Consider the following 13618-nt stretch of genomic DNA (forward strand, 5'->3'; position numbering starts at 1 on the left):
AATCACAGGTTTTCAAGCATGCATGCTTGAAAACCTTTTATCGATACGGTACAGTTGAATTGATAACCAGTCAATAAGCAGTATTTTACATAGAGAAGGGACGAAAGAAATGATCAAAAAATTACTAGCAAATGTTGGCGATTATAAAAAAGCCAGCCTATTGACACCGGTCTATGTTGCCGGCGAAGTGGCGCTAGATGTCATTATGCCACTGATCATGGCAATGATGATCGACCAAGGAATTGAAAAAGGACACGCGGGCGTCATTTTGCGCTATGGCGGTCTGCTTTTTTTGTGCTCATTATTGGCACTGATGCTAGGAACTTTAGGAGGACGAACAGCTGCGATTGCTTCTGCCGGTTTTGCTCGAAATCTTCGCCACAATCTTTTTAGCAAGATTCAGGATTTTTCTTTTTCCAATATCGACCGTTTTTCTTCCTCTAGTTTGATCACGAGAATGACCACCGATGTGACTAATGTGCAAAATGCTTACCAAATGATTATCCGAATCTTGGTGCGCAGTCCATTGATTCTGGTTTTCTCACTGATCATGGTTAGCACGATCAGTCCAGAATTGATGCTGGTTTACCTAGTCGTCTTGCCAATTCTAGCCATCGGACTTGCTTTAGTGATTCGCTTTGCTCATCCGCTTTTCTTGAAAGTATTTCGGATCTATGACCGTTTGAACAACGTAGTCCAAGAAAATCTTCAAGGAATCCGTGTGGTCAAGTCCTACGTCAGAGAAGAGCAGCAAGAAGAACTTTTTGACGAGGTGTCAAATGATGTCTACCGCAACTTTACGCTAGCACAACGAATCGTCTCGTTCAATATGCCTTTGATGCAATTCTCGATCTATAGCTGTATGTTGCTGTTGTCTTGGTTCGGTGCCCAACTGATCGTTGAGCACAGCAGCTTGACGACAGGGGAACTGGTTAGCATGTTCAACTATACTATGCAGATCTTGATGAGTTTGATGATGATGTCAATGGCATTTGTTCAGATTCTGATTGCTCGTACTTCCGCACAGCGGGTGGTGGAAGTTTTGGATGAAGAAAGCGACTTGAAAAATCCGGCATCGCCATTGACAGAAGTCAAAGATGGTTCAATTGTCTTTGAAAATGCTTGTTTCAGTTACGCAAATGATCAAACGAGATTGGCATTGGAAAATGTCAACTTACGAATTGAATCCGGAGAGGTAATCGGGATCATCGGCGGAACCGGAAGTGCAAAATCAACGCTGGTCCAATTGATCCCCCGTTTGTACGATGTCATTGACGGTCGTGTTCTCGTTGGGGGACAAGATGTTCGCGCCTATGATTTGGCAGCATTGAGGGATCAAGTCAGTATGGTTTTGCAAAACAATGTCCTTTTTAGCGGGACGATCAGTGAGAATCTTCGCTGGGGAAACGCGGAAGCAACGGATGAAGAGATTCAGCGGGTAGCAAAAATTGCCCAAGCGGATCCTTTTATCCAAGAATTTCCTGATAAATATGACACATTGATCTCTCAAGGAGGAAATAATGTCTCCGGTGGACAAAAGCAGCGGTTAACGATCGCGCGAGCGCTGTTAAAAAGACCGAAAATTCTGATTCTGGATGACTCTACTAGCGCTGTTGATACAAAGACAGACCGTAGTATTCGAGCAGGATTGAAACAAGAAATCCCGGGAACGACAACGATCATCATTTCCCAAAGGATCAATTCGATCGAAGATGCCGATCGAATCATTGTGATGGATGATGGGAAAATCAACGGAATCGGAACCCATGAAGAATTATTAACTAGCAATGAAATTTATCGTGAAGTCTACGACTCGCAGCAGAAAGGATTTGGTGAAGGTGAAGAATAGACAAGCAGCAAATCCCCAGAGAACCTTGAAACGGCTGCTGGCGACCATGTTTGGCGATTACAAACTGCAGTTGATTATCGTATTGTTCATGATCTTGTTAAGTGCTTTTGCCAATGTTCGCGGCTCACTTTTTTTGCAAGTGGTGATCGATGACCATATCACTCCGCTGCTGGGACAAAGCAATCCTAACTTCAGCGGACTGCTGGCAGCTATTATTCAGATGGCAATTATTTATTTAATTGGGATCATTGCTGGTTTGACTTACAACTTTATGATGGTCAAAATCAGTGAGGGCACTCAGAAAAAAATCCGCGATCAGATGTTCAAACATATGCAAAAATTACCGATTGGTTATTTTGATGGCCATTCTGATGGTGATATGATGAGTCATTTCACCAACGATACGGATACATTACGGCAAATGATTTCTCAAAGTATTCCCAATTTGATGATGGCTGCCGTCACATTTTGCTCGGTTTTCATTGCGATGTTTTCCATTAGTATCCCATTGACTTGCTTTGTACTGGTTTCGGTCATTTTGATGCTGAATGTGATTCGGATCATCTCCCGCAAAAGCGGCCGCTTCTTTGGCGCACAACAACGGGATCTAGGCGCAGTCAATGGCTATATTGAAGAAATGATGCATGGACAGAAAGTTGTCAAGATCTTTAACCATGAACACGTTGTCATGCAGGAATTTGATGCTTTGAATGACCAGTTGCAATCCAGTGCTACAAAGGCCAATGTCAATGCCAATACATTGATGCCGATCATGATGAACTTGCTGAATGTTCAATACGTGCTGATCGCAATTATCGGCGGGCTCTTTGCCATCAATGGTGTCTCGGGACTAACCGTAGGGATGATTGCTTCTTTCTTACAGCTTAGCCGTTCGCTGAATGGACCGATCAGCCAAATTTCACAGCAGATCAACTTTGTGATCATGGCTTTGGCAGGTGCAGAACGTATTTTTCATTTGTTGGATGAGACCCCAGAGATTGATACAGGGTATGTCACGCTAGTCAATGCCAAATGGGAATCTGGCCATTTAGTGGAAACAACAAATCGTACAGGACTCTGGGCTTGGAAACATCCTCACGAAGATGGAACTGTTACGTACACAGAATTGACTGGAGATGTTCGTTTTGAAGCAGTTGATTTTGGGTATGTGGATCATCAAATGGTTCTGCATGACATCAATCTTTTTGCTGAACCGGGACAGAAAGTTGCTTTTGTGGGAGCAACGGGAGCCGGTAAGACGACCATCACTAACTTGATCAATCGTTTTTACAATATTCAAGAGGGAAAGATCCGTTATGATGGCATCAATATTCAAAAGATCCAACTAGAATCTCTGCGGCGCTCATTAGGGATCGTCTTGCAAGATACACATTTATTCACAGGAACGATTCGAGAAAATATTCGTTTTGGTAAACTGGATGCCACGGATGAGGAAGTAGAAGCGGCAGTAAAACTGGCGAATGCGGATATGTTCATCAATCATTTACCTGAGAAGTACGATACCGTAATCACGGGGGATGGCGAAGGGCTGTCGCAAGGACAGCGACAGCTACTAGCAATTGCCAGAGCGGCGATCGCCGATCCGCCTGTTATGATTTTAGATGAAGCGACTTCCAGCATTGATACGCGAACAGAGCGGATCGTCCAGTCTGGAATGGACCGGCTGATGCAAGGTCGGACAGTTTTCGTGATCGCTCACCGTCTTTCGACGATTCAGAATTCAGATGTGATCATGGTGATGGATCATGGTCGAATCATTGAACGAGGTACTCATGATACGTTATTAGCAGAGAAGGGGACCTATTACCAACTGTATACAGGAAAAATTGAGTTAGACTGATTTTTTCCCAGGAAACGAAGACCGGATTTAAGGGTCTTCGTTTTTTTTCTTGCTGCTGTGCTATACTAAAGAAAAACTATGAGGAGTAAGTGGATAGATAGGAGGAAATAGGATGCATTTAACGGTTTCACAGATCCAATTGAATGAGGAAATGTATGAACTGGGTGTCACTGATCAGGGGGCTGCTTATTTTGGTCGTTTAGCAGAACATGCAGAGTTGGCTCTTTTTTTCCCATATGCAGAAATTCGTGAATGTTCTCAGACACCAGAAAGGTATGCAAAGCCGCTGAAAGCCTATTTCGCCGGGGAGCCAGTAGCCTTCGATTTTCCTTTTGACTTTGTCGGTACACCGTTCCAACAAACTGTTTGGCAAGCGTTAACTGAAGTCCCTTATGGAACGACTGTCAGCTATAGTGAATTAGCGGCGAGAATCCAACGTCCTAGTGCCGTCCGAGCGGTTGCCAATGCTGTCGGACGCAATCCGATGATGATTATTGTCCCTTGCCATCGTGTCCTGGGAAAAAATGGTCGATTGACTGGTTATCGGGGAGGTTTGCCGATCAAGCGGAAATTATTACAGCTGGAAGGGATTCCTTTCAAGGACTGAGCGCATTTTTTCTGCAAAAATTTACTAGGTCTTCTTCTCGAATTTAGTGCTTCATAAATTGTTTGTTTAAAAGTAAAAAATACTAAAAAGGCGTTTCTTTTTATGCTACCTTTGATATAATGGAGTTGTTTCCGTTTACAAAAAAGGAGTGGAGAAGATGAAGCGAATGAAGTTGCAAAATGGTTCAGATATCCGTGGAATCGCGCTTTCGACAGCAGATCTTACAGCGGATTTAACAGAAGATGCAGTGAAAGAAATTGCTTCAGGTCTGCGGACCTGGTTGCTGCAGCGATATACGGAACCCTTAAAAGTGGCAGTTGGTCGTGATAGTCGTTTAAGTGGTGAAACGCTGCAGCAGGCGTTTATGAACCAATTGCGAATAGAAGGGATTACGGTTATTGATTGTGGGCTGGCTACAACACCCGCGCTATTTATGAGTACCCAGTTTGCTGATTTTGATTGTGATGCCGGTGTGATGCTGACAGCCAGTCATTTGCCCTATTACTTTAATGGAATCAAGATTTTTAGTAAATCTGGTGGTGCAGAAAAAGAAGATATCTCGTTTATCTTAGCACATCCTGAAGCTCATCCGGCTGACCAACTCGGCGAGTATTACCAACGAGACTTACTTACTCCCTATGCAGCAGATATGGTGACGAAAATTCGTCATGGGATGCAGACAGAAGAAGAACAGCCATTGGCTGGAATGAAAATCATTGTGGATGCTGGAAATGGCGCAGGTGGTTTTTTTGCAGAGCAAGTTTTAGTGCCGTTAGGGGCAGATACGAATGGTTCACAGTTTCTGGAGCCAGATGGACACTTCCCTAACCACATTCCTAATCCGGATAATAAAGAAGCGATGGCTAGTATTATGGAAGCTGTTTTACGAGAACAAGCAGACTTGGGAATCATCTTTGACACCGATGTCGATCGATCCGCTGTGGTGACCAAAAGTGGACAGCCGCTGAACCGCAACAACATGATTGCTGTTTTAAGTAAAATCGTCTTATCCGAACATCCGGCTGCGAGTATTGTCACGAATTCCCCGACCTCCACTCATCTAAAGACATTTATTGAATCGCTAGGTGGTCATCAAGTGCGTTATATTTCCGGGTATCGCAATGTCATCAACAAAGCGATCGCCCTTAACGAAAAAGGCATTAATGCTCAGTTGGCGATTGAAACTAGTGGACATGCAGCATTCAAGGAAAACTATTTTTTAGATGATGGTGCATATGTTATTGCGAAGATCTTGATGTTGCTGCCAACACTTCGTGCGCAAAATATCAGTTTGGAAGACTTGATCGCGGCGCTGAAACAGCCAGTTGAAACCCAAGAATTGCGTTTCAAGATCAATGATTCAGATTATCGCGCAACCGGGGAGAAGGTTATCGCATCGCTAGCGCATCATCTCCCATCGGGGTGGCAGATTGACAATGAAAATGAAGAAGGCATCCGTATACAGGTTTCTGCACCTTATGGACAAGGGTGGTTTTTGTTGCGGTTGAGTTTGCATGAACCATTATTGGTCTTGCAGATCGAAAATGACCAACCTGGACATTTGCCGGCGATCGTCCGCGAAATCAGTGAACGTTTGCTGCCGTTTGAAGCGATCGATCAGTCTGCAATCAAACAATTTTTAGAAAAATAATGAATAGAGAATGAAGGGTTAATGTTGGTATTTATTATGTTAGTGATCATGGCTGTCACTTATGGTGTGAATCTTTTTCTGATAGCATACATGAGAAAACGACCGCAGATCGATGTGGTAGAACGATTGTCTATGTTACTGGGCGTCAATATGAGTGTCTTGTTTGTAGATGGGATCGTTTTATTTGTTGGAAAGTTATTATTAGAAGCAGCGATGATTATTGAATAGACAAAGAAACTCTTAGAGAGTCAGAGAAAAGGAACTTTTTTATCTGGCGGATTTGAGAGTTTTTTTAGCTTTTTTTAAAGCTGGGATTATCATTCGCTTTCGATTTAGATATTTGTTAAAGTAAAGAAAAGAAGTGGAGGGGAATATTCAGATGGCAAAAATCATGGTAGTAGAAGATGAAGCAGTTATTCGCCAGCTGATCATCGAAGAACTTGAAAAATGGCAATTCGAAACATTTGGAACAACTGATTTTCATCAGGTTTTTGACGATTTTGAAGAGCAAGAACCGCAATTGATTTTGTTGGACATCAATTTACCGGTTTTTGACGGCTATTATTGGTGCCAGAAAATCAGAGAGACATCGAAAGTACCGATTATTTTTATATCAAGCCGTAATACGAATATGGATATGATCATGGCGATGAACATGGGGGCAGATGATTTCGTGACGAAGCCATTTGAGATCGATGTCTTGATTGCAAAAATCAATGCACTGCTGCGCCGTTCCTATAACTATGTCGAAAACAACAGCGAAACGCTGGTTCACAATGGGCTTACTTTGAATATCGACAACAGCAGCATGCAGATCAATGATGAAGTAATTGATTTAAGCAAAAATGAGTATCGATTGTTATATATATTGATGAAGAATCACGGGAAGATCCTTAGTCGAGAAAAGCTGTTGCGAGCGCTCTGGGATGATGAACGTTTTGTTGACGACAATACATTGACTGTCAATATCAATCGCTTGCGTCGGAAGATTGAGCAAGCCGGTATGGATAATTACATCGAAACCAAAGTTGGACAAGGGTATATTGTGCCATGAACAAACCGATGTCATTCATTGCCTTCTTAAAAGACCGCTGGTTACTTCTGATTGGTTGGGTGATTTTTTTCTTGCTGATGATTCTAGTGATGTGGCTGACACCTGATTTCCCCATCGACTGGGGAACTGTTGGCTATCTTTTTTTGATGGAATCAGTCGTTCTACTGCTTTTTTTGGGCGTTTTTTATATTACTAAACGTCGTTTCTGGCAAAAGCTCACATTCCATGAGTCAGACAGTGTCTTACAAAACTATATTCATGGTGCGCGTTCATCAGAGGAAGAACTGGTTCAAAACTATATCAATCAGCTGATTCGCGAACACCAAGACTTGATGCAGCAAGTGATAAGCAATCAAGAAGAGCAAAAGGAATACATTGATTCTTGGGTCCATGAGATTAAAGTACCTTTGGCAGCGACGCGCTTACTGTTAAATTCGATTGAATTTGATATTCCAGATGAAAAGTATATTTTACTGGAAAACGAAGTGAATCGGATCAATGAGTATGTGGAACAAGTGCTGTATGTGGCACGTTTGGACAGTTTTTCCAAAGATTACCTTGTTCAAGAAGTGTCATTGAAAGCGACGATTCAGCCGGTTATTCGCAGTCAAGCCAACGTGTTCATTCAGAAGAATATTCACTATGCGATTAAAGGGGGAGACCAGCAAGTATTAACTGACGGCAAATGGCTGAGTTTTATTTTTCGGCAAATCCTCAGTAATGCATTGAAGTATACTCCGGAAAATGGGCGAATCATTGTCCAAATCCAAAAAGATGGGCAAGGAACGCGTCTTTCGGTAGAAGATTCTGGAATCGGTATTCCGGCAGAAGATCTAAGGCGAGTCTTTGATAAGGGATTTACTGGTGAGAATGGTCGGAAGACTGATATGCACTCGACAGGGTTAGGGCTCTATTTAGCCAAGAATCTGGCCAAAGAATTAGGAATTGAGTTAACGATTTCATCGGTTGTGGGAGAAGGGACAACCGTCACGCTTTACTTCCCTCTGCTAAGCTACTATCAAGAAAATCGCTAATGATTTTTTGAGAAATACCATTTAGTTCTTGTCTCTATACCGTTTTCACTGATACACTGAACCTTGTGTGTCAAATTGAATGATAAGGATGGATAAGATGAGTATAGTATTTGCTTTAATACCGATGTTTGCCTGGGGCAGTATCGGATTGGTCAGTGGAAAATTAGGTGGGGATGCGAATCAACAGACATTAGGAATGACAATTGGTGCATTCCTTTTTTCACTGATTGTTTTCTTTGTCACTATGCCGACGATTGATGGCTGGATCGTAGTGATTGGTTTGCTGTCAGGACTTTGCTGGTCAGTTGGTCAAAATGGTCAATTTCATGGAATGAAATATCTGGGCGTTTCGGTGGGGCTTCCGTTATCTACTGGTATGCAATTGATCTTAAATACAATTGCTGGAGCCCTTTTTTTTGGCGAATGGACGCAATCACGAGACTATTTGTTGGGAATCACCGCATTGATTTTATTAGTAACTGGTGCCTATTTGACCGCACGACAAGACGGGGAACAAATGCCTGAGACAGAAAACAAGATGTTGGATTTTCCTAGAGGCTTTCGTTCGTTGATTTCCTCAACAATTGGCTATGGTGCTTACACAATCATTATTACTTGGGCGGGAATTGACCCATTGGCAATAATCTTGCCTCAGAGTATAGGCATGCTGATTGGCGCTAGTTTCTTTGCTCTAAGAAAAACCAAAGTCAATCGGGCGGTCTGGAAGAATACATTATCAGGATTGTTGTGGGGAATAGGAAATGTTTGTATGTTGATAACAGTTCAACAGATCGGACTGGCCGTGGGTTTCTCGCTGTCACAGATGGGGATTATTATCTCTACACTGGGAGGCATATTCTTATTAGGGGAGAAAAAAACCAAAAAAGAGTTCAAATATGTGGTTTTTGGTTGCTTGCTTGTTATTTTTGGTGGTATCCTTCTAGGGTATATGAAAGCTGCATAAGTAGTGAAATTTAGGAGGATTTATGGATTTATTTCGTAAAAAAACTATTGAAGCCAGTCCCGTTAGTCATTTGAAAAAAGATTTGAAATTGAAAGACTTGATCATGTTGGGTATTGGCGCAATCATCGGCACAGGTATTTTTGTTGTGACCGGCGCGGCTTCTGCTGTATATGCAGGGCCAGCATTGATCTTGTCATTTGTCTTAGCGGCTTTTGTCGTTATCTTATCAGGGCTCTCATTTGCGGAGTTTGCTTCCCGTATCCCTGTATTAGGCGGTGCCTATTCGTATGTGTATGTTGTATTTGGCGAATTTGTTGCATGGCTCGCTGGCTGGTTTCTGCTATGCGAGTTTATGTTGGCAGTATCTTCGGTGGCCTCTGGCTGGTCCGGTTATGTCCAAGGGTTCTTGACAAGTATCGGTGTGCATCTGCCAAAAGCGCTGACTGCTGGCTATAATCCTGGCGAAGGAACGTACATTGATCTGATTGCAGGATTAGTGATCATTTTTGTGACGATTTGGGTAAGTCAAGAAGCCAAAAAAGCCTTGCGATTGAACAATGCTATGGTTTGGGTCAAATTCGGGATCATTGCGCTTTTTATCTTTTTTGGGGTATTTTTTGTGAAGCCAAGCAACTGGCAGCCGTTCATGCCTTTCGGATTTTCGGGCGTCTTTAATGGGGCGGCACTTGTTTTCTTTGCTTTTTTGGGCTTTGATGCGGTCGCAATGGCTGCGGAAGAAGTTGAAAATCCGCAAAAAGATGTGCCCCGGGGAATTATCGGTTCAATTGCGATCGCTACCTTATTGTATATCGTGGTCACGCTGATTTTGACTGGAATCGTTCCCTTTAAAGAATTGAATGTCAATGATCCGGTAGCTTTTGCCATGCGATATATCGATCACGGCTTAGTTGGTTCGGTGATTTCGGTGGGTGCCATTTTAACGCTGCTGACAGTGACGATTTCCATGATGTACTCATTAGCACGTTTGCTTTATGCTATCAGTAAGGATGGCTTGTTGCCAAAATCATTGCAAAAAATTAATCCTAAGCATAAGACACCGAAAAAAGCGACTTATGCAGCTGGAGTCGTCGCCTTCTTTTTTGCCGCAGCTTTTCCATTGAATATTTTGGCAGAATTAACGAATATCGTGGCATTGGCCTACTTGATCTTAATGTCGTTGGGGATCATCAAGCTGCGTAAAATGATGGGCATGCCCAAAAAAGGGGAATTCAAGGTGCCGCTTGTGCCAGTCTTGCCATTAGTTTCTGTTGCTAGCTGTTTGTTCTTGATGACGCGATTGCAGACAGCCACTTGGATCGTTTTTGGTATTACGATCGTCATTGGTTTGCTGATCTATTTTATCTATGGGTACCGCAATAGTGCATTGAATGAAGAAAACCAGCAAGAGCGTTAGTGTTTGCTAACGCTCTTGTTTTTGTTCATGTCTTGGCAGGAAACCAAAAGTGATGACACTGTAAAAAACGAGCCCCTGAGAGATTCCCAGAGGCTCGTTCAGCTAATAGAAAACAGTATTGCGTCTGCCTGAATTATTTGTTTCCAGTCAAGTCCAACAAGCGATCTTTGAGGTCTTCTTCCAAGTGACCCAATTCCACTTCGGCCGCTCGGCGTTTTTCTTTTCCTTCTTTTTGGATACGCAATGTTTCCTGAATTGTTTCGACAAGATCGTTTTGCGTTTTTTGCAGCGTTTCGATATCAACGATTCCTCGTTCGTTTTCTTTAGCTGTTTCGATCGCAGAGACCTTCAGCATTTCAGAGTTCTTACGTAAGAGATCATTCGTTGTTTCCGAAACTTGGCGTTGTGCAGTAACCGCATCTTTTTGACGCAATAAAGTCAGTGCGATAACGACTTGGTTTTTCCATAAAGGAATCGCTGTATTGACAGATGCCTGAATCTTTTCTGCTAATGCTTGGTTGGTATTTTGAATCAAACGGATCTGTGGTGCTTGTTGGATCGTGATCTGACGGGCCAAGCGCAAGTCATGGGTCCGCTTATCTAAGCGATCCAAAAATTGCGTATAGTCATTGGCGATCTGTACATCCATCTGATCATTCGTTTCTTGTGCTTTTTTCATTGCTTCAGGAATAATCGTTGTTTGTAGTTCTTGCATTTTTAACTCACCGGCAGCAATATAGATATTCAATGCATCGAAGTAATCTTTGTTTTTTTGGTAAAGCTGTTCCAACATCAAATTGTCTTTTAACAGACCGTCTTTTTCTTTGTCTAATTTAACAGCGATTTTATCGATTTGAGCACCGATTTTTTGGTATTTAGCGGTGATCTCAAAAATCGATTGTTTGACTTTGCCAAACATCCGTTTGAAGAGATTGCCTTCTCCTGCACGTAATTCATCTGGATTAGCTTCTTGCAGACGATACATCAACTCTGTCAATGAATCACCGACAGGTCCGATATCTGCTGCTTGCACATGATTCAGCATCGATTGAGAGAATTCTCCCAGCTTGGTTTGAGCAGCTGCGCCATAGGTAATGACTGCTTGTTGGTCGGTTGGATCAATCTTATTCGCTAACTCTTGTGCCTGTGCTTGTCGCTCAGGTGGTAATTTATCAATTAAGCGAGAGGCTTTTTGTTGTTCTTGCAAGGCATTGATCTCTGCCTGCTGGGTTGTCGTCAATGTATCGACAGGGGTTGCAAATGGATTATTCAATAGATCATCAAGAGTATCGTTTACTGGTTTAACTTGATTTGGTGTCTCCGTCATTCTAACTCCTCCTAAGTCTTGTTTCGAAAAAAAACTAGCCTGGGCTAGATTTTTTTTTTGGATCGCTTCATTCGAAGAACGAGCAAAGGAATCCATCCCTATTCATTATCTCGTTTTATGCTTTGTTTGGCAATGGATAACTCGATATCAAGATCATCTAAATCATCTGCCACAAACTGCTGATAATCTTTAGCGATCAACGAGGCCATTTGTTCAATGATTTGAGTGCTTTCTTCGATTTTTTCATAGGTTTCACGGCTTTTGATCTCATGTTCATTGATCTCAATGAATTTGTCTGTCAAATCAACCATGTTCGGCAAATGGGTGTAAAGAAAATGACTCGCCGAATGTAATTTCGTCGGTTCTTTGACCAACTCTTTGAACAGTGCTTTCGAAGCGCGTAATGCATCATGACGCAAGTCGATCGCTTTTAATTTATTGCTGCGGTTGATGTTTTTTTGTAAATGCTCGATCTGTTGTTTGGTTTGATTCATGGTTTCTCGGAACAGTTCGATTTCACTTGGAGACATACCGCTTTTCAAGTAATGCGCTTCTTTTTCTTTCGTCAGTATAGGTAACACATTGGGATTTGCTTCTACCTTACGCCCCTTCAGACCAATAAATACCAGAATCGCGCCAACGATCAGCAACAAGACAGTAAACAAATCAGTGCCTGTGGAACTGATAAAGGCAAAAAGTGTGATTACAGCGATCGCAGAAACGATCAGCCAAATATTTTTTTTCATTTTTCCTCCTCCTAAAATTCTTTGGACAAGTAATATAGGGATTGTTCGACATCCTTATTTTAGCATGTTCACTAGTAGAAAAATATCAGACTTGGGGTGGATTTTCCGATATTTAGTAAAATCATAATCTTTCTTGCTCTTTCTTAAGGAGATATTTTTGAGAAACTATGCTAAAGTATTTTGTAGAAAAGACGTTAAAGGTCAGGTGAAAAAATGTTAACCTATAAAGATTTTGAAGAAAAAACGATTGTCAGAAACGAGATTTTTCATGGAAAAATCATTGATGTCGTTGTTGATGATGTCGCATTACCAAATGGCGGTACTAGCAAACGAGAGTTGGTCTTTCATCCAGGCGGTGTTGCAGTGATCGCTGTGACAGAAGAAAATAAAATGATTTTTGTCCGCCAGTTTCGCAAGCCATTAGAGAAAGTCATTTTAGAGATTCCGGCAGGCAAGATCGATCCAGGAGAAGGTGCACAGCCCGAATTGACTGGTGCTCGTGAATTAGAAGAGGAAACCGGCTACCGAGCATCAACGTTGGAACATGTGCATTCGATGTATCTTTCCCCGGGCTTTGCTAATGAAGTGCTGCATTTGTTTCACGCGAAACAATTACAAAAAGTAGAGAACCCGCTGCCTCAAGATGAGGATGAAGTATTGGAAGTGTATGAATTGACAATGAAAGAAGCCAAAGCAGCAATCGCAGATGGAACGATCTGTGATGCAAAAACGATTTTTGCGATTCAGTTTTGGGAGCTTTTAGAATTGAAACGGAGGAACAGCCGTGCCTAAAGAACCACTGATCACCCGCTCTGAATTGCGTCGACGTCGTGAAGAAGAAATGGCTGCTTCTGAGCGAAACCAAAAGATCGTTGCTAAGCAAGCAAACAAAGAGTGGAAGCAAAAAGAAAAGCAAATCGACAATTATTATCGGAAAGTCCGTAAAAAAAATAAAGCGATCACTAAAACGAGAGCAGGAGAAAATCAGAAGTCCCGCAACTTGAATACTTTTTTGATCAAAGCAATCGTGGTAGTGGCATTGCTGCTGATCGTAGTTGCATTAGCGATCTTTTTGCTTTAAGGAACACGATTAATCGGGTTTAATTCGTTG

Annotated in this window: 13 protein-coding genes; 11 read left to right on the forward strand and 2 right to left on the reverse strand. The window is 42.2% G+C overall.

Annotated elements, in window-relative coordinates; genetic code table 11:
• Nucleotides 1-109 precede the first annotated feature (109 nt).
• The 9 genes from DVW06_RS05810 (at nt 110) to DVW06_RS05850 (ending at nt 10434) form a co-directional block, all read left to right on the forward strand.
• On the forward strand, nt 110-1849 hold the full coding sequence (locus DVW06_RS05810; RefSeq protein ID WP_021149056.1) for an ABC transporter ATP-binding protein: 1740 nt from the start codon (nt 110-112) through the stop codon (nt 1847-1849).
• On the forward strand, nt 1788-3710 hold the full coding sequence (locus tag DVW06_RS05815; protein WP_238696166.1) for an ABC transporter ATP-binding protein: 1923 nt from the start codon (nt 1788-1790) through the stop codon (nt 3708-3710). Before DVW06_RS05810 ends, DVW06_RS05815 begins: the two co-directional genes overlap by 62 nt.
• 112 nt (nt 3711-3822) lie before the next feature.
• The gene (locus DVW06_RS05820; protein WP_003128475.1) at nt 3823-4317 is read left to right on the forward strand and encodes a methylated-DNA--[protein]-cysteine S-methyltransferase; all 495 of its coding nucleotides are present in this window, start codon (nt 3823-3825) and stop codon (nt 4315-4317) included.
• Between the two features lie 157 nt (nt 4318-4474).
• Nucleotides 4475-5968, forward strand: coding sequence for a phosphomannomutase/phosphoglucomutase (locus DVW06_RS05825; RefSeq protein ID WP_086269339.1), 1494 nt, complete (start codon nt 4475-4477; stop codon nt 5966-5968).
• A 21-nt stretch (nt 5969-5989) separates the two neighbouring features.
• The gene (locus DVW06_RS05830) at nt 5990-6196 is read left to right on the forward strand and encodes a hypothetical protein (RefSeq protein ID WP_003128478.1); all 207 of its coding nucleotides are present in this window, start codon (nt 5990-5992) and stop codon (nt 6194-6196) included.
• 151 nt (nt 6197-6347) lie between these two features.
• Complete coding sequence (gene sapR / locus DVW06_RS05835; RefSeq protein WP_003128479.1) at nt 6348-7022, forward strand: two-component system response regulator SapR; 675 nt, start codon at nt 6348-6350, stop codon at nt 7020-7022.
• 8 nt (nt 7023-7030) lie between these two features.
• Complete coding sequence (sapS, locus tag DVW06_RS05840) at nt 7031-8056, forward strand: two-component system sensor histidine kinase SapS (RefSeq protein ID WP_041119852.1); 1026 nt, start codon at nt 7031-7033, stop codon at nt 8054-8056.
• Between the two features lie 97 nt (nt 8057-8153).
• Nucleotides 8154-9020 (forward strand): GRP family sugar transporter, encoded by an 867-nt coding sequence (locus DVW06_RS05845; protein ID WP_003128481.1) that lies wholly within the window; start codon nt 8154-8156, stop codon nt 9018-9020.
• A 22-nt stretch (nt 9021-9042) separates the two neighbouring features.
• The gene (locus DVW06_RS05850; RefSeq protein ID WP_029487307.1) at nt 9043-10434 is read left to right on the forward strand and encodes an APC family permease; all 1392 of its coding nucleotides are present in this window, start codon (nt 9043-9045) and stop codon (nt 10432-10434) included.
• Between the two features lie 133 nt (nt 10435-10567).
• On the opposite strand, the gene DVW06_RS05855 is transcribed toward DVW06_RS05850, so the two are convergent.
• Together DVW06_RS05855 and DVW06_RS05860 are read right to left on the reverse strand one after the other, a co-directional pair.
• Nucleotides 10568-11761 (reverse strand): toxic anion resistance protein, encoded by a 1194-nt coding sequence (locus tag DVW06_RS05855; protein WP_003128483.1) that lies wholly within the window; start codon nt 11759-11761, stop codon nt 10568-10570.
• Between the two features lie 98 nt (nt 11762-11859).
• Nucleotides 11860-12507 carry a 5-bromo-4-chloroindolyl phosphate hydrolysis family protein gene (locus tag DVW06_RS05860; RefSeq protein WP_003128484.1) on the reverse strand — a complete coding sequence of 216 codons (648 nt, stop codon included), beginning with the start codon at nt 12505-12507 and terminating at the stop codon, nt 11860-11862.
• Nucleotides 12508-12720: 213 nt separating this feature from the next.
• Between DVW06_RS05860 and DVW06_RS05865 the strand changes: the two genes are divergently transcribed.
• Together DVW06_RS05865 and macP are read left to right on the forward strand one after the other, a co-directional pair.
• A complete protein-coding gene (locus DVW06_RS05865; protein WP_003128485.1) occupies nt 12721-13299 on the forward strand; it encodes an NUDIX hydrolase in 579 nt (192 codons plus the stop codon).
• Nucleotides 13292-13588, forward strand: coding sequence for a cell wall synthase accessory phosphoprotein MacP (macP, locus tag DVW06_RS05870; protein WP_137264501.1), 297 nt, complete (start codon nt 13292-13294; stop codon nt 13586-13588). Before DVW06_RS05865 ends, macP begins: the two co-directional genes overlap by 8 nt.
• The last annotated feature ends 30 nt before the right edge of the window (nt 13589-13618 follow it).

The organism is Enterococcus sp. ARL09-542 (assembly GCF_005234805.1).
Lineage (GTDB): Bacteria > Bacillota > Bacilli > Lactobacillales > Enterococcaceae > Enterococcus_D > Enterococcus_D gallinarum.

Excerpts from the sequence above, each read along its gene's own strand:
- DVW06_RS05810 (WP_021149056.1), top strand. The coding sequence starts at position 110 with ATGATCAAAAAATTACTAGCAAATGTTGGCGATTATAAAAAAGCCAGC.
- DVW06_RS05815 (WP_238696166.1), top strand. The coding sequence starts at position 1,788 with ATGAAATTTATCGTGAAGTCTACGACTCGCAGCAGAAAGGATTTGGTG.
- DVW06_RS05820 (WP_003128475.1), top strand. The coding sequence starts at position 3,823 with ATGCATTTAACGGTTTCACAGATCCAATTGAATGAGGAAATGTATGAA.
- DVW06_RS05825 (WP_086269339.1), top strand. The coding sequence starts at position 4,475 with ATGAAGCGAATGAAGTTGCAAAATGGTTCAGATATCCGTGGAATCGCG.
- DVW06_RS05830 (WP_003128478.1), top strand. The coding sequence starts at position 5,990 with ATGTTGGTATTTATTATGTTAGTGATCATGGCTGTCACTTATGGTGTG.
- sapR (WP_003128479.1), top strand. The coding sequence starts at position 6,348 with ATGGCAAAAATCATGGTAGTAGAAGATGAAGCAGTTATTCGCCAGCTG.
- sapS (WP_041119852.1), top strand. The coding sequence starts at position 7,031 with ATGTCATTCATTGCCTTCTTAAAAGACCGCTGGTTACTTCTGATTGGT.
- DVW06_RS05845 (WP_003128481.1), top strand. The coding sequence starts at position 8,154 with ATGAGTATAGTATTTGCTTTAATACCGATGTTTGCCTGGGGCAGTATC.
- DVW06_RS05850 (WP_029487307.1), top strand. The coding sequence starts at position 9,043 with ATGGATTTATTTCGTAAAAAAACTATTGAAGCCAGTCCCGTTAGTCAT.
- DVW06_RS05855 (WP_003128483.1), bottom strand. The coding sequence starts at position 11,761 with ATGACGGAGACACCAAATCAAGTTAAACCAGTAAACGATACTCTTGAT.
- DVW06_RS05860 (WP_003128484.1), bottom strand. The coding sequence starts at position 12,507 with ATGAAAAAAAATATTTGGCTGATCGTTTCTGCGATCGCTGTAATCACA.
- DVW06_RS05865 (WP_003128485.1), top strand. The coding sequence starts at position 12,721 with ATGTTAACCTATAAAGATTTTGAAGAAAAAACGATTGTCAGAAACGAG.